Origin of the sequence: Rhodococcus sp. NJ-530 (assembly GCF_003860625.1) — a bacterium.
Lineage (GTDB): Bacteria > Actinomycetota > Actinomycetes > Mycobacteriales > Mycobacteriaceae > Rhodococcus_F > Rhodococcus_F qingshengii.
The window spans coordinates 1-16,333 of the sequence record NZ_CP034155.1; the positions used below are offsets into that span (position 1 = coordinate 1).

Below are 16,333 nucleotides of genomic sequence, written 5' to 3' on the forward strand. Positions count from 1 at the left end.
TGTCGTCGTGTTGTTTCGATGCCGGGGACGGCTTTAACTAGTCGAGAGTGATTGGCACACAACAGATCAAGGTCCGCATTTCACCCTTGGGTCTCGATCCATCTGCGGATCGTGACGGGCAGGTCGTCGTCCGTCGTCCGTCGGCGCCTCAGCCGATCGTCGGCGGCGCGAGGGTCAGTGCGGCTACTTCCGTTGCAGGAGTGGGATTTTCGGTCCGTGGTCTCAACCGTTGGAGTGGTGCGGTGGCGGTGACCTGCTCGTCCGGCCGCGGTGGCAGGTGGCGGTAGAGGGTGGATCGGGTTAGCCCGGTTTTGGAGTAATCTCGGCGGTGGTGGCGCCAGCGTCGCGCAGTTGGAGGGCGTGGGCGAGCTGGGACTCGCTGACCACCGACGGGCGGCCGGTGCGCCGACCCTTCGCTGTCGCCACCGACCTGGCGTGGGCGGCGCGTTCGAGGGTGTAAGTGCGTTCCATCTGCGCGAACAGCGCGAGCAGCACGACGGCGAGTTGGGCCATCGGATCATCCGGGTTGCTCGAGTCGATCCGGATCGGGTCGGCCAGGTTACGGATTCCGACCCCACGCTCTCGCAGGTCGTGGATCAGGTTGAGAGTGTCGCGCACGTTCCGGCCTAGCCGGTCGAGTGTGTGCGTGACGATGACGTCGCCGTCGCGGGCGTACTCAAGTAGTGCGGTCAGCCCGGGGCGGTCGGTGGTGGCGCCGGACTTCTTGTCCACGTAGATATTCGCCGGGTCGATCCCCGCTTTACTGAGGGCGTCGATCTGCCGGTCGAGTTCCTGTTTGGTCGTCGACACCCGCGCATACCCCAACTCCATGCCCGGAGAGTACCGAAAGTTGTTCCGTCTCGATTTTCCGACACGATGTTTTGGAATTAACTTCTAGGACATCATGAGCTGGGGTGATCCGATCTGGGCCGCCGGCCGCGTGTCCGTCCAGAACCAAGGAAATGAGACTGTGCGCAGATAGGTTTGCGGCGATTCCTCATGTCGGCGAGATCAGGAAGGATCGGGAAGTTTTCTATGTCAGCCGCAGGACTCTGCGTCGGACGTCGCGGCCAAACTAGAGATCGGTCATCGATATCCGCGCCAATGTCTGCATTTCTGGCAAGGTCGCCCCATAGTTTCTCCACTGCGCGAGCTTGTGGACTGGTGCAACCGCTCCGCCTAGAAGCATTTTGGGTTGGATTCGACTCATTATCTGAATGTTGTGAGCACTAATAGGTTATGAACAATGTTGTTAGACTTGTGCAATGTGTATGGTTTTGCTTATGTCTGATGAAAATTTCTGAAAGTTGCGAAGCTGCTTCCTACGTGGGAGTTTCCGCGCAGACCCTTCGGCGCTGGGATCGTGATGGAACGCTGAGCGCGGTAAGGCGCCCTGGAAGCAATTACCGCTATTACCGCCAAGCTGACCTTGAACCCTTTCGGCTGCAGTACCGACGCGCCGAGGAAGCCGCAGCGAGCGGGGCTGACAGCAGCGTCTTCGCGACAGCGAACGCTGATGTCGAAGCTAACGCATCCTGCGGGAACGCAGCGCGAAGCACACCGAGCGGTCCGGGAACATTTCTCGGCCGACAGGAGTCTGCGATCGTGCAGATTCCGGTCGGCGCGGAAAGACCGGCATCATGGCCACACTGCTTTGGCATAGCCAAGGGCGAGTCTTGGTAATCACGCCAAACCTTACGATTCGAAAAGGCGTCGCCGACGCCGTCGATGTCACCAGTCCACAATGCTTCTGGACCAAGTTTCGGGTGCTGTCTGACTTCACGGCTGGCCCTGGATGCCGTGCTCGACGGACCGAATGCCAACTCCACGACGCGATCGAAAGCGACTTCGTTGTCTGTAATCCAGCAGTTGGCGAGCCAAGCCGACCGTTGCTTCCCCAGTTCCCCGAAGATTTCTTTGAATTATCGTCGACGAAGGTCACCACGCCGCCGCAGAGAGTTGGCAGAAAGTATTCGTCGGTTTCCCATGCAAGGTCGTCAGTCTGACGGGACACCGTTCCGCTCTGATCAGCAGCAACTCCACGGCGAGATCGTTTACCGTTACCCGTTCACTCGAGCGATGGTCAACGCTACATCAAGCAGATCCACTCCCGCAACGTCGCGCCGTCGGAATCTACTTTAACTACTCCGACGATAACCGCCGCCATACTCTCGAAGAAGTCCTTGAGCTGCGAGAAGAGGCGTGGTTCCGCCGTGGCGTTGCGCTAGCCCCGAATGTAACCGTCACATCGTCGAGACCAGCATCCAGCAATGCGAGCGCATGCGGGCACAACAGGTATCCAGCATCAAATCATCGCCGCGGCATGCTCAGTCGACCACGCCCGACAAGTTGCCAGCATTTACAACGAGTGCAACTACCGGGCCGCTGAGATTCACTCGGGGATGGACCCCGACAGCCAAGACGCCGTCATCGAACGGCTGCGGCGAGGCCAACTTGACTGCATCGTGCAGGTCAAATGCTGGCGAAGGCTCGATCATCCACGACTTAGCGTCGCAGCCATTTTCAGACCTTCCGCAGTCTTGCCCCGTACATTCAGTTCGTCGGCCGAGTCATGCGCGTAGTCCAGGAGTCCGCTCCCGAGCATCCTGACAATCAAGGCCACATAGTTTCGCACGTCGGGCTGAACAACGACGCTCGTTGGTCTGAGTTTCGAGAGCTTGACCTTGATGATCAACACTCGTTCACTCTTGGGTTGACGGACAGACTGACAACGATGCGGAGGGCGAAAACAGCGGTCCACGCGCCGCCGGTTCGATGGTGGAATGCTGGTCGACAGCGAGATTCTGACTCGCTTCGTTGAACAGACCTATCTCGACCCTCCGATGACCGAGTGCTGGACGAGATGCTCGACAAGGACATTTGCCCGGGCTGAAGTTGGTGACCTGGTCAGCCGAGACCAGCTCCGTGAACGCTACTCGCGCAACAGGCAGCTGCAGAAGTGCAAGTTCCGCAATCGATCCGGTCTCGCCGCAGCGTGCCCGCCATCAGCCAAGACCCGTGTCAACGAGCGCACAAATCAGTTGCCAACCGTGTACTGGCAGATCTGAAGCTGCCACCTCGCGGTCACCAGCTCATGGTCGTGAGTCCGGTCCGCGACAGCACATTCCGTCATCGCGATTCGTCGTGTCGCTGCTGCTATCATCAGAAATTGGTATGCCCAACGGACACGCGGTGAATGGTCACACGAACAGATGACCAGCATCTTCGATCGCCTGGACGAAATCGCTGATTCAGTTCGGGATTCACTGAGAATCCAACTCGATCAACGTAACTGAGCCGCAGCGATAAGCAGATAGGAGTTGAAATGCCCGTCAAATCAGTCCTGCGACACATCCGAGTTGAAACGCCCCGAACAACCATCAACGTAAATGCGCAGCGCACCGGACTGGCAAGCAGGCGCATTACATACTTGCCGGTGATACCCACCTCGTCATTGTTGAGGACGCAAGGAGATCAGGTACTGCCCGGACGCGGCCACTGAGATTCTCGACCGCGCCCGAATAGATCTGGAACTTCTCCGAAAACAACTCAGCGCGCTGGAGTAAGTCGGCGTTAACGTATTGACACTCCGCGCTGGGCCGTCGATACCTACCTGGCCGCCACCAGGATCACCCTCAGACGTGCACCGTCACCGCGCAGCGCAATACCGGCCGTTCTGGTGTCCTAAATCTGGGTATCTGTTTGCACGAGTGCCGCACCGAGTCTGATCCGCTCGTGCAGCGGAAGGTCAAAGCACAGGCACCGATAGTGAAAGCGCTGAAGTGCTTCTGGATCGGTCCGGTCCGCGAGATACCGGACCGATCTGAAATTCTCGAGAAAGTACTGATAAAGACCTATTTCTAACAATCTAGATTGTTAGAGACAACGGCTACCGGAGATCGGCACTCGCCTGTTACTGATCTTTCGGCTTCTCCTTATTCGAGCGAGTCGACTACCTTCATGGTCTCGACTGCCACGGTGGTGACACGCTTGATCAGGTCGACGATGTAGGCGGGGTCGTCGTGTTCGTCGCACCAGTCGTTGGGGTCGTTGACGATCCCGGAGGCTTTATCGGTCTTGGCTTGGTAGCGGTCGATGATCCACGCCAGCGCTGAACGCGAGCCGAGCATGTACCGCTCAGCCTCTTCCGGAATCCCTGAGATGGTGACCTTCGGGTTGTAGACGAGCGTGGTGCGGTCGTCTACATTCTTGCCGGTCTCGGGTCTTTCTTCTTGCCCCACTTCATCTTCGAGACCCGCCACGTCTCACGGTCTTCGGCCGATGAGCCCGTCTTGAGTTGTACGTCAAGGGGATACGGATCGACGCTCTCGTAGCCGACGTGCAGATCTGCCAGGCGACGACCGGCGGAGAGCAACTGCTCGAACCGCTCTCGGGACTCGGGTGTCGGAATGTGCGGGAGCATCTTCTTCAGATCTGACGCGTAAGCCTGGCGATACGCCGGATCGTGCAGCAGGCCGTAGGCATAGAAAAAGATGTCGTCCTTGGTGACCTGGTTGCCAAACGCGTCCCGATAGAGCGCGAGGATTCCGTCAGTGATGTTGTCGATACGGCGGTATCCGTGCTCGTCGACCTGGAGTGTGTCGGAGGAAGCGAGATCGAGCTCGCAGTCCGGAGATTCGTACTTCTCGTAGGTCCAGCGGGGATAGAAGTTGACTGCGCTGATCCCGGCGGCACCGAGGTCCGGTATTGAATCAGTCATGAGGCACATGAACTGCGGAGCAAGGTTTCCTGGATTCGGGATGTAGATTCCGATGTTCCTGTGTTGCGGAGTCGGAAACATCCGGGGCAGCTTGCCTCGCCGATCGTTGAGATCGTCGTCGAAGTACGCGTACTGCTTGCAGAAGGGCCGATAGACGCTAACTCGGCGATGTTCGGACTGATACTGGAGGCGCCGGCCACGCTCAACTTTCGGAATCAACCCTGACGACCAGCTAATTCGCTTGTCGTTGTAGGACACAGTGTCCTTGGCGCCAGACTGAGAGCCGCTCTTCACCGCTTCTTCATAGGCGTCAACCTGCTCGTTGTAGAAGTCGACCGTGCCCTTGATTTTCTCTCCAAGGGCTTCGCGCGAAAATGCGTAAACCCAGGCATCCCTGTTGGTCTTCAATCCACCAGAGTAATCAGCGAAGAAAGTTGTCTCGATTCCCGCGGTCTTCTTGACTGCTATTGGTGTATATGCGCCGAATGCTGCGTTCCTTTGATCGACCCAGTCCCCTTCAGGATTTGGGTTGATACTGGCCCAGTCAATTGTGCTGAGGCTTGCTCCGCCAACAATCGCCAGCTTCTCCTCGCGACTCAGGTAGTCACCGATGTCGCGGTAGTGGATACGGCACGGTCCACTGTGAGAAGGATCCTTCACCGCAATGAGAACCGCAATCGTGGCCTGTGAGCCTTCGCCGAATACCTTGCCTCCCTCCTTTTTCCAGTCGCCGCGCTGGTTTCCTCTCAAGTTGTAGAGGTAGATAGTCGAGTACTCGTCGGCCAGTGACAAGCGAATTCCGTCGGCGGTGTTTCCGTTGATCCACCCTCCATTTGTCACATAGGCGACTACGCCGGAGTCACCGATACGGTCCGTCGCCCACCGGATCGCCCTAATGTACGAGTCGTACAGCTTGCTCTTCAATGTCGCAGTCGACTTCGCCGCGTACGAACTCTGGATGGCGCGGTCGAGCGTGGGATAGGCGCGATTCGCATTGTTTTCGCTGGCATTCGATTGCCCAGCGGAGTACGGCGGGTTTCCGATCACGACGTTGATCGGGGTGGCGTTCTGGCGGATGATGCGATCGTTGTTCTGCGGGAACATCTCGGAGTCGAGGCTGTCACCGTTTTCGGTGATCTGAAAGGTATCGGCGAGGACGATACCCTCGAACGGCATGTATGTTGCGTCGCCGCCCTGATCGACGAGCGCGTGGTACGTGGTTTCGATGTTCACAGCCGCCACATAGTAGGCGAGGAGCGTGATCTCGTTGGCGTGCAACTCGTTCGTGTACTTACGCGCCAAATCTTCGGGGTTGATCAGCCCGGACTGCAGCAACCGCGTCATGAACGTACCGGTTCCCGTGAACGGGTCCAGGACATGCACGTCTTCGTCGGTCAGACCACGCCCGAACGAATCCCGCAAGGCTGCGTCGGCGGCGCGGAGGATGAAGTCGACGATCTCCACCGGCGTGTAGACGATGCCGAGGGCGTCGGACTGCTTCTTGAACCCGATCTTGAAGAATCGCTCATACAGTTCTGCGATGACTTTCTGCTTGCCTTCGGCGCTGGTCACCTCGGTCGCGCGGACGCGGACGGAGGCGTAGAAGCCGTCGAGGCCGGCGGTTTCCGCTTCTAGCCCGGTGTCGTCGAGGGTATCGACCATCGACTGCATCACCCGCGAGACGGGGTTATGGGAGGCGAAGTCGTGCTCTGCGAACAAGGCATCGAAGACCGGTTTGGTGATCAGATGCTGCGAAAGCATGCTGATCGCGTCGTCGCGGCTGATCGAATCGTTGAGGTTGTCGCGCAGTCCGGTGAGGAACCGCTCGAACTCCTCGGCGACTGAGGTGTCGGCGCCGGCGAGGAGGGCGTTGATGCGGGTGATCTGCGCGGCGGCGATGTCGGAGACGTCGCCGGCCCAGTCTTCCCAGTAGGCGCGGGTGCCGACCTTGTCGACGATCTTCGCGTAGATCGCTTCCTGCCATTCGGAGAGGGAGAACAACGCCATCTGCGTTGCCATCCCCCCACCGGAGTCTCCGGTGGGGGTGGCACCTTCGGCAGAATCTGCACTGGTGGAAGCGACGTCAGCACTGCTTCCACTGCTACGGCTGCCGTTGTCGAAGCTCTCGCCGACCTCGACGAGGGGTCCGATGTGCCCACCGAGTAGGCGATCGTTGCCCTTACCGTCCTTCTTGTCCGAGGTGGCGTTCAATGCGATGGAGTTGACCATCGCATTGAACCGATCATCATGCGCGCGAAGCGCATTGAGTACCTGCCAGACGACCTTGAACCGGGTGTTGTTCGACAACGCCTCGGACGGGCTGACACCGGCCGGAACCGCAACGGGCAAGATGATGTAGCCGTAATCCTTGCCGTCGGATTTGCGCATCACCCGGCCCACGGACTGCACCACATCGACCTGAGAGTTGCGGGGGTGCAGGAACATCACCGCATCCAACGCCGGTACGTCGACTCCTTCGGAGAGGCAGCGGGCGTTGGTCAGGATCCGGGCTTCCCCCTCTGGCAGGGGGGCTTTGAGCCAGGAGAGTTGCTCGTTGCGTTGTAGCGCATTGAACGTGCCGTCCACATGGTGCACCGAACACGTCAAGTCCAGGTTGGTGGAATCGACAGTGCGCCCGTCATTTTCGCTGCCCTCGAGCAGATCGCGGTAGGCATCGACAACAGTGGGGAACACTTCGGCGACCTGCTTGGACGCGGCGATGTCCTTCGCGAACGCGACCGCGCGGCGCATCGGCGCCGCACCCGGTGCGAAGCCTGTTCCTTCGGGGGTTTCGCCAGCACGCTTGGCCAGTGCATTCCAGCAGCCGATGATCTTCGACGCGTCGTCGAGCCGTAGTTCGCTGTGCACCCCGGCAAGCTGATCCTGCAGCGGCGCTGCCACCAGGGATTCGTCGACGGTCAGCACGATCACTTTGTAATCGGTGAGCAGACCTCGCTCGACGGCCTCACCGAATGAGAGTCGGTGGAACTCGGGACCGTAAACGGTTTCGTCGTCCATCGAGGTGAGCTCGGCGGAATGCTCTTCCGCCTTCTCTTTGACGTCGTCCACGAATATCTTCGGTGTCGCCGTCATGTACAGCCGGCGGGCGGCGTTGAGGAAGTCGGCGTCGTGGACGCGGACGAAGTTCGAATCGTCCTCACCGAACAGCGTGACGCCGGTGGTGCGGTGCGCTTCGTCGCAGATCACCAGATCGAACGGATCCACCCCCAGCTCTTGTGCTTTCGCGACGGTGGGCAGGGACTGGTACGTGGTGAACACCACAGTCAAACCTTTGGCGCGCTTACGGTGCGCCATCTCCGCAGCCAACTTCACCGGATCGGTGGTGACGGGGATCGCGACGTCGTGGATGTTGACGTCTTCGGCCGAGCGGGACACTTTGGTGTCCGAGCACACCGCGAACGCCCGCAGATCCAACTGCGTTTGCGCGGTCCACTCCCGCAGAGTTTGCGAGAGCAGCGAGATCGACGGCACCGCAAACAGAATCCGGGCGTTGCCGCCGTTCTCCAACGCTGCACGTTCGGCAATCTTGAGGGCGGTGAAGGTTTTACCGGTACCGCAGGCCATGATCAGTTTGCCGCGGTCGTTTCCGGCCTCGAAGCCTGCGAAGACGGCGTCGATGGCGGACTGTTGATGCAGGCGGGGTTCGTGACGTTTCGCTTCGGCCAGGTTGACCTGCAGCTCGCCCTGCGGCCAGGCGATGTCCCAGTCGATCGGCGATTCCGCGATCTCGGCCAGCCCGATCCGCTGCACGGGGATTGACTGCCCCTCGAGGGCGTCTTCGGCGTTCTTGCCCCAGCGGTCGGTGGTGGAGATGATGACCCGGTTGGAGAACGGCGTTTTTCCGGATGCGGTGAAGAAGGAGTCGATGTCGCCTTTGGCAAGGGTGTGGGTGGGTTCGTAGAACTTGCACTGAATCGCGGTGAATTCGCCGGTGTCGCGTTCACGGGCGACGAGGTCGATACCGGTGTCGGGCTTGCCCTTGCGGCCCGGCCAGTCGGTCCACCGCCACACCTTCTCGTACTGCTGCGAGAGCAGTGGGTCGAGTTCGAAGTACCGGACCATCAACTGCTCGAACTTCGTGCCCCGCTCCGAATTCGACGGTGCCTGCCGAAACGCCTCGATGACCTCGTGCACTGAACCCATGAACCCAATCCCTCCGCGACAACAAACGTGCTCGGATCATCCTTGCCCACCCCTCAGTCGAGGAACAGCGCAGGTGCTATTTCTTTTCGCACCTAGGAGACGGCGTACGAATCACTAGGTCTCGTAAGGACGGGTGTGAGAGGCAGCGCTCGACGACTACTTGTCCGCGCGACTGAAACGAGTGAGGTTTCTACGGAGACTGTTGGGGATTGGTCGTTCGACACGCATGCTAGATAGCTATTTCTAACAATTTAGATTGTTAGAGTATTGGTTATGACTGTGGTTGCTGTTGTTAATCAGAAGGGTGGGTCTAGCAAGACCACCACCGTGCTCGGGCTTGCCTCAGCAGCGAGCGCCCGCGGGATCGAAACTCTGGTGATCGATCTCGACCCGCAGTGCAACGCGTCAGAGGCGCTCGGTATCGAGTACCCGCTCGCAGGCAAGACCGCCGCGAATTTACTCGCTCAGGAGCTTCGCGGTAGCGCAGCCGATGCGGTGCACACCTCGACGTGGGACCACGTCAGCGTGATCCCCTCGGATCTGGATCTGGCCGACTTGGACGCGGTCTCCGGGCTTGGAGTCGAACAGCGTCTGCGAGCAGCGCTCGACTCCGACGATCTTCGCCAGCGATACCCACTGGTGCTGATCGACTGCCCTCCCAGCGTCGGCAAACTTGTTTCCAATGCTCTCATCGCCGCCGACACTGCACTGATCGCGACTGAACCATCGTTCATGGCTAGCCGTGGAGTGTCGAAGATTCTGGACGCGATAGAGACGATTACCCGCTACTACAACCCCGGCCTCACCGTCTCCGGCGTCCTGCTCGGCAGGGTTCCGGCGCAGGGTCGAGAAGCTACGCATCGGGCCAGCGAAATTCGGGAGGCGTTGGGAGAGATGGTGTTGCCGATGGTGGTCCCCCAACGTGCTGCGGTCGCCGAAGCTACTGGTGACCATCTCCCGGTGCACAGCGTCCGTCCAGCAGTTCATGAGGTGACAGTTGCATTCGACGCGGCTCTGGACCGAGTGCTCTCTACGGTGACCGTCGCATGAGTACCGCCAAGAAGAAGCCATCCGCGTTCGCAACACCACGAGTCACCGAGACCGCTAGACCCCACCCATTTACTCCGCAACTCGCTCGGGAGGTTGCGGCGGCGCCGCCCACACTTCCAAAGGACGCCACGGTGACCGCTTTCGCGACCCGGCTTCCGCCTGATCTGCAGCGAATGGTCAAAACCGCCTGCGCACAGCGAGGGATCCGCATGCAGGACGCTGTGTACGAGGCGCTTTGGCAGTGGCTCAACAACCAAGAAACGCAAGTACAATCATCGTTTCTAACAAAATAACTTTCTAGAGTTTCTTGGTGTAGCCCATACCACGAAGGCGAAGGCACGCAGGTTAGTTTGGTGATCAGTTGGAACTCGCGGTGCACTCGTCTTGAGTAGGCCACCACGTATCAGGGTCTTCTTCTTGTAGCGAGGTAATGATCTACCCGGACCACCTACCTGCGCTGCGGCGTGGCTGGATCGTGGTCGCTAGTTATCGTGAGCTCCCATGTTTCTGCAGGGAGTAGCCGGGTTGCCTCTTTGATAAAGAATTCCCGGTCGTCGGGCTGCGTGAACCGGAAGGTGGCGTGCTTACGAGCTGCCAGCCAGTGATTGACTTTGGTGCCTCCCCAGGCGATCTGTGGGTAGGTTCCTGATTCGCAGTACTGAGCGAGTCCTCTCAGCATGCTCAGGACAGCTTCATCCGTCACCTTCAAGGTGGCGCTGTGCTTGCAGGCTGCGTAGTTAGTGGGGGGCATCTTTCCTCGTCCTTGGTTGAACGGATATTTTGCAGGTTGCAGATTGTTTCTAACAATCAAGCTTTCTAGAAATTTTGAGTTTTGGAGTATTCGATGCCTGGACCAGGATGCAAGCCAGTTTGCTCTCAGTCCTAAGTACAGTCCTACGTAGTGGGGTTAAGAGGATTATCGAACTGTCCGAGCATCCAGTACCGGGCGTTCTGGATCTGCTCGTCGGTGACATCGGCTTCGGAGCTGAGACCATGCAGAGCCGCGGTGATCTCCACGAGAAGGCTGTAGACGTCGCGGGTCTCGGCTTGAGCCATCATCTCGTCTTCTGGGTGTTCGGCGAGTTCACGGTCGAGGAAATTCAGCGCGTAATGAATAGTGCGGATCAGTGCACTCGGATACTGCATCGGCACGGTAGACGCAGCGCGCAAGTGAGCAGGGTTCGGCTGCCACGGGGGACCGCTCAGGTCAGCAGGCGTCACGGACCGGGTTTTCCTTCTCTTCGATTTTGCGGGCGTCATGCAGTATCCGCCCGACGGCTCCGATGGTGATGTCCATTTCCTCGGCGATGTCCCGGTATTTCATGCCTTGGTTTCGTAGTGACACCACGCGGTCACGGCGGACCTTGGCGCGCTCGAGGAACTCATCCCGTGGTTCGGCGATGAGGCGTCGAGCGGTTCGCTCGGAAGACCCCAGGCGTTCCGCGAGTTCTCGTGCAGTGATGGTTCGACGTTGCTTGGCTCGTGCTCCACCTTGGCTCATAGCGCGTACTCCATTGCTGTGGCGAGATCGAACTTCGTGGCTCGTTTCCGGTTTGCTTCGATCTTTGCAGGTGTCATGACCTTGCCACCTTTACGTCCGAGGTGAGCTTGGCGTGCGCGGTAGGCGGCTTCGTCGAAGTTGCGCCAGATCCATTTACCGATGGAGTACGCGGTCGCCCGAACCTCGACGAAGGGCAGGGGATCGGCGAACTCGGTGTTGACGGCGTGGCAGTGCTGCAGGACAAGACGTAGCCACTGATCGGCGGTGCCGTTCCGGTGATGCCACCACTGGGGGTAGGCCCATTTGCGGGCGGTGTCGAACATGGTGACGTTGCGGCCGAGGCCGGCCGCGCGATCGGGGCGGCGGGGTGCCTGGCGGGGGGTGTGGATGGTGGCCAGTTGCCGCAGCGTGTACGGAGTGGACGGTCCGTAGATGGTTTCCCAGTCGGGGTGAATGGGGTTTTTGGTGAGTTGCCCGCCGTAGGCGAAGTCGCCGCCGACGGAGACCTTGAGCCCGGTCTCGATGCGGTGCGCGTAACGAATGGGGGTCAAGCGGGCGGAGTCGGTGCGGCAGACGTGGTTGGGTCCGAGCCACCAGCCGAGGTGCGCGCGTCCGGAGGGGGACTGGGCGACCCAGTTCGGGGCGGGATGGTCCGAGGGTTTCTCGAAGGCTCGCATCGCCGCATCTGGATGGTCGCAGTCGATGACGATCGAGCCGAGCAGTGCGTGGGGGGAGTGCTCGACGTAACGCATCGTCAGGGCGTCGTCGCGGTGCATCCGGTACTGGCCACGCTCGAGGTAGTTCGTCGCGTAGGGGCGGTGTGGGAGAAGTACCTCGTCGGCCCACTGCGTGTCGTTGAGTAACAGTGCCCCCGAGGTGTCCATGGGGGACAGCGTGCCGCATCACGATCACTATTCAGGTCGGACACGCCGAGCCATATAGAAAAATTATTCGGGTGGGACGTGCCAAGCCATATCAGGTATCCCGGCCCCCCACCCAAAATCCGCGCGCTTGGCCTCCTGCTGGAAAGCTACGTCTACGGAATTTCCCTGACCGGGTCTGGAGAGCAGCCGTCTATCGAAGTGGAGCTGCTGAATGTTCGATCTTGCACCGTACGTGGAGTCGTGGATGGACCGACTCGGTAAAGAGCGGCCTCTGTTCCACTCGGAGAGCGACTTCCAGCTTGCGCTGGCAACGGTGATGGCGGATGAGGTGGAGCAGGTTCGGTTGGAGAAGAAGGTGGCCGTCAGTGAGCGGGTGGGCGGACGGTCTCGGCTGGCGGTCGATGTGCTCGGGCGGCTCGGTGGTCGTCGTATCGCGTTGGAGCTGAAGTACCCGAAGAAGCGTCTGCTGGCGGACGTCGACGGTGAGGTGTTCGAGCTTTCTTCTTCGGGGGCGCCGGATCTCGATACGGCGGCAATCTGGCGGGACGCTCAACGCGTCGAACGGCTCATTCTCGACGGAAGTGTCGAGGCCGGGGCTTCTCTGACGTTGACGAACTACCCGTTTTGGAGTGAGCGGAATTCCACGGTGCGCTCGCAGGCGCACGAGTTCCGGTTGTGGGAGGGCCGTCGTGTCGAACCCGGATCGTTGCAGTGGCAGCTCAAGAACGACCGGGTCGGGGAGAGCTTGGGGTTCGAATCGGGGTATCGGTGTTCGTGGCGGGACTACGGCGGTACGCAGTCCTTCGGACTCAGGTATCTGCTTCTGCAACCTTCACTGCGGCGGCAGACGTAGGGAGGGGTGATCAGCGATCTGCACGGACACTGATCGACCCGGTCAATCCGGTGGCCTCGTTTCGCATCGTCACGTGGAGGCATCACCACAGCGGGGTGGGTGGAAAGTTTTTCGGTGTCGGGTGTCAGTGCCGACTTTTTCCGGTGCTGCGCTGCAGTGCCCGCCGCTGTTGACGAGACAAGGCAGCGGCGGCTCCGTTTTTCGGTGTCGCCTCGGCCGCCGGCGCACGGGTGCGCCGGATGTAATCGGCCAGGAGCGGTGCGAGTTCGACGGCGGCGTCGTGCATGGGGCCGGGGAGTTGACGGTCGATGCTGCGGGGGCCGAGGTTGGCGGTGACCACACGCAGGACGCGGGCGGGCGATCAGTTCGGGGGAGTGGGTGACGTGCAGGAGCGCGTCGGCGGGGTCGAACGTCTCGGATGCGGCGCCGGGTCTTTCGGTCGGCTGCACGGGTGGGGCCGGGGGTGCGACGGTCTCCGTCTGCCGGATCACGCGCATTCCGACGACGCCGGCGCGGGCTGCTTTGCGGGCGTTGTGCGCATCGCGTCGGCATTGATCCGAGCACCACACCCGCGGCCGTCCTCGTGTCGGTGGGCTGATCGCGCGGTGACACCACGGGCAGATTCCCCGTGCGCCGCCCTCCTCGAGGGGGCGAGTCCTGCTCGACGATCGGCGTGCTGTCGGTGGTGCCGGGTGCGGTGCGCGGTGTGGGCATGGACGAAATCGTATTTCGTCGCGCCGAAAATGCACTTCTAGTGCAAGAGGTGTGTGCGGGTTCGGCTTTGTCGGTTGACGGTGAGCACAGGCAGATGAGTTTCTGCCGTACTGGCGGGAACCGTTCCGGGCTGAGGAGACAGGTCGGGTACGGCGCAGAGCGCGGAAGCGTTACCGGTGGTTGTGCACTTCTGCCCGATTCGCATCGACCCGAGCAGAGCACCTCGAGCAGAGCAAGATAGAAACTTAGGTGCCCTAAGTCGGCTACCGCGGCCTGCCGGCCGCGTCCCGGTGTCCGGGGCGCTGCGCTGGGCAACGAGAAACCGACACCTCGATAACCGTCGACCAGAGAGCTGGCTACGGTCGCTCACGCGCAGAGCAGCTCGACAGAATCTGCCGGTGAATCGGTCACGCGTCGTTTCCGGCATCACATCCGCGCCCGCCCAGCGCGGGGTTTCTGTTGCGAAGCCGCGAGACGCTCCGGCGTGCTCGTGCCGGTGTTCTTCGATTGGGGCCGCCGAGGGTCTCGGCTATGTGCCGGTCTCGATCCAGCAGATGGCGATGTCGGGCGGTGCCGGCTTGCCGATCACCTCGACGAGGTAGTCGAGGACCATCGCGCGGGCGCGGTCGAGATCGCGGGTTCGGTAGGTCTGGGTCGGGGTGCTGTATCCCTCGATGTGGAGCACCAACCCCGGCGCCCGGGTGCCGGCGCGCCACCACAGTCGGCGCGATTCCCATCGACTGACTTTCACCCGAATTTCTTGCACGCCTTCGAGCATCGCAGCACCTGCCGACAACGACCTACTCCCTGAAAGGGTCCATGGCAACGCGCGTCGCTGTCCGTGACGACCTCACCCAGATATTTCAGACACACCTCTTGCTGAATTTCAGACTGCGGGGGCGTACTTTCGTGCGACGAAATGTTTTTCAGGCGGCGGACGCCGTTCCGGACCTCGGCACCAGGCGATGAACCTGCCGGGCTCGGGTGCCGTTCCCGGCTTACCTCCCCAGTTCTCGACGCCTTCTCATCGCCCGCGCTGCTCTCCTGGCCGTGCTCGCTCGTCACGCGCTTCTGCCCACATCTACCGATCTCTACCGCCCTCTATCCCGAAGGGTTCTTTCTCGCTCGCCCCAGGTGCCACACACCTCTTGCATTCAGGTGACGAGACTGACAATGTTTTCGGGCGACGAAATGTTTATGCTGACGAAATGGACCCGAACCTGTGCCCACGCTGCGGTAACTCGGTCACCGTCAAGCCACGTGGCCGGCCGGCCCGGTGGTGTTCGGATCGTTGCCGCAAACTCGCCTCCGAGGAGCGTCGCGCCGGCGAACGCGGCGCGATCGGGTTGCAGATCCGCGACCACACGCGGGTGGTGGAGAAACCGGTTCCGGAGCGGATGAGCGCGACCGTCGCGGCGGCCCGCGCGGCCGAGGACATCGACGCGGCACTGTCGGTGCTCAGCGCTCTGCAACGCAGGCTCGTTGCCGACGAGGTCGCGCTCACCGACCTCGACCGGCTGTACCGGGGTATCAACGATCTGCGGGCGACGTTCCGCCGAACCGTCCCCCCGCATGCCGTGGGCCTCATCAGTTACCGGACCGAAAGCCCCGCTGCGCCGGACCCGAAGACGGCGGTGCCCATCGTGCTGGGTAGTCCCCGCGCCTGCGCGGAAGTGATCGCCGCACTCACCGAGCGCGTGCGTACCGGCGACCTCGCCCACGACCCCCGGCACGACCGGACCCGGCGCGCTGTGGCAGACCTCATCCGTACCGCGCACGTCCGCCGATAGTTGCGCTGTGTGGGCGAGGAGCACCGATCCGTTCACGACAAGGGTCGACGGGTGGTGCGGCGTGGGCCGAACGAAATCATGTCGTCGACGTCCATGTCGCCGGCGCGGCGGAGGCTTGAAGCCGGCCGTTCCGGGCATTGATCCGCCAGGGTGGTACCGCTTCAGGTCCGCGCGGAGTCCACGAAAATGGTGTGGAATCAGCACTCGACGATGGCAGGGGCGCTGTCGTGCCCTCCACCGATGTACTGATGGTGATGGGATGGAGCCACCGTCGATGACGGTGGACTGGATCAGGGAGCGAGAGGAGAGCGGTAGTGGCGGCACAGCGAGGTGTGACCGAGGCGCAGGCGGATTCGGAGCTCGCCGCGCTCACCCCGATCATGGCGGTGGAGGGCCGCACGATGGACGAGCACAGCCAACAACTGCTCATGCAGCTGCTGCAGGAGAGCATCAGCCTGTGCGATGCCCTCGATGCGATCATCCGGCGACGATCCGATATCGCCTCGAGCGCACCCCCACCCGCCGACTGAGACCGCCCGGGGGAAGCCGGGTGTGCCCGTCCTTTCCGATGCCCTCGACGCTGTCCGATGCGGTGCAGCACGCGGTGGGGGTTTGCCGACCCGGCGCGGTTCGCGTCTTCGCCGGAGGTGTTGCCGG

The 16,333-nt window shown here is 61.2% G+C and carries 11 protein-coding genes and 2 pseudogenes; 6 read left to right on the forward strand and 7 right to left on the reverse strand.

The genetic code is table 11. From position 1 onward, the window contains the following. Positions 1-47 precede the first annotated feature (47 nt). Positions 48-287 (forward strand): hypothetical protein, encoded by a 240-nt coding sequence (locus tag EHW12_RS36085; RefSeq protein ID WP_346774241.1) that lies wholly within the window; start codon positions 48-50, stop codon positions 285-287. Here the strand turns inward: EHW12_RS36085 and EHW12_RS31455 are convergent. Continuing rightward, positions 245-831 (reverse strand): annotated as a pseudogene (locus EHW12_RS31455) (recombinase family protein); the annotation flags it as partial. The gene EHW12_RS36085 and the pseudogene EHW12_RS31455 sit on opposite strands and share 43 nt — an antisense overlap. Before the next feature lie 459 nt (positions 832-1,290). Between EHW12_RS31455 and EHW12_RS31460 the strand changes: the two are divergent. Further along, positions 1,291-1,683 (forward strand): MerR family DNA-binding transcriptional regulator, encoded by a 393-nt coding sequence (locus EHW12_RS31460; protein ID WP_125053133.1) that lies wholly within the window; start codon positions 1,291-1,293, stop codon positions 1,681-1,683. Positions 1,684-3,935: 2,252 nt separating this feature from the next. Here the strand turns inward: EHW12_RS31460 and EHW12_RS31470 are convergent. Next, a pseudogene (locus EHW12_RS31470) lies at positions 3,936-8,884 on the reverse strand (DEAD/DEAH box helicase). A 273-nt stretch (positions 8,885-9,157) separates the two neighbouring features. Here EHW12_RS31470 and EHW12_RS31475 point away from each other — a divergent pair. Beyond that, entirely contained in the window at positions 9,158-9,934 is a 777-nt protein-coding gene (locus EHW12_RS31475; protein WP_064114095.1) for a ParA family protein, read from the forward strand. An 894-nt stretch (positions 9,935-10,828) separates the two neighbouring features. Here EHW12_RS31475 and EHW12_RS31480 read toward each other — a convergent pair. Genes EHW12_RS31480 through EHW12_RS31490 form a run of 3 tightly spaced genes read right to left on the reverse strand, consistent with a single transcriptional unit; the run spans position 10,829 to position 12,319 of the window. Then, the gene (locus tag EHW12_RS31480; protein ID WP_064114092.1) at positions 10,829-11,155 is read right to left on the reverse strand and encodes a hypothetical protein; all 327 of its coding nucleotides are present in this window, start codon (positions 11,153-11,155) and stop codon (positions 10,829-10,831) included. Next, positions 11,142-11,435: a sigma factor-like helix-turn-helix DNA-binding protein gene (locus tag EHW12_RS31485; RefSeq protein ID WP_064114091.1), complete on the reverse strand. Its 294-nt coding sequence runs from the start codon at positions 11,433-11,435 to the stop codon at positions 11,142-11,144. The genes EHW12_RS31480 and EHW12_RS31485 overlap by 14 nt, the downstream gene beginning before the upstream one ends. After that, the gene (locus EHW12_RS31490) at positions 11,432-12,319 is read right to left on the reverse strand and encodes a replication initiation protein (protein ID WP_064114090.1); all 888 of its coding nucleotides are present in this window, start codon (positions 12,317-12,319) and stop codon (positions 11,432-11,434) included. The genes EHW12_RS31485 and EHW12_RS31490 overlap by 4 nt, the downstream gene beginning before the upstream one ends. A gap of 211 nt (positions 12,320-12,530) precedes the next feature. Here EHW12_RS31490 and EHW12_RS31495 point away from each other — a divergent pair, with 211 nt between their 5' ends. Further along, positions 12,531-13,172, forward strand: a complete 642-nt coding sequence (locus EHW12_RS31495; RefSeq protein WP_125053139.1) for a hypothetical protein — start codon at positions 12,531-12,533, stop codon at positions 13,170-13,172. A 124-nt stretch (positions 13,173-13,296) separates the two neighbouring features. On the opposite strand, the gene EHW12_RS31500 is transcribed toward EHW12_RS31495, so the two are convergent. Together EHW12_RS31500 and EHW12_RS31505 are read right to left on the reverse strand one after the other, a co-directional pair. Continuing rightward, positions 13,297-13,512 (reverse strand): hypothetical protein, encoded by a 216-nt coding sequence (locus EHW12_RS31500; RefSeq protein WP_125053141.1) that lies wholly within the window; start codon positions 13,510-13,512, stop codon positions 13,297-13,299. Between the two features lie 903 nt (positions 13,513-14,415). After that, positions 14,416-14,682: a hypothetical protein gene (locus EHW12_RS31505; RefSeq protein ID WP_125053143.1), complete on the reverse strand. Its 267-nt coding sequence runs from the start codon at positions 14,680-14,682 to the stop codon at positions 14,416-14,418. Between the two features lie 352 nt (positions 14,683-15,034). Between EHW12_RS31505 and EHW12_RS31510 the strand changes: the two genes are divergently transcribed. Beyond that, positions 15,035-15,676: a hypothetical protein gene (locus tag EHW12_RS31510; protein ID WP_125053145.1), complete on the forward strand. Its 642-nt coding sequence runs from the start codon at positions 15,035-15,037 to the stop codon at positions 15,674-15,676. Positions 15,677-15,990: 314 nt separating this feature from the next. After that, on the forward strand, positions 15,991-16,206 hold the full coding sequence (locus tag EHW12_RS31515; RefSeq protein WP_073513685.1) for a hypothetical protein: 216 nt from the start codon (positions 15,991-15,993) through the stop codon (positions 16,204-16,206). Positions 16,207-16,333: the final 127 nt, after the last annotated feature.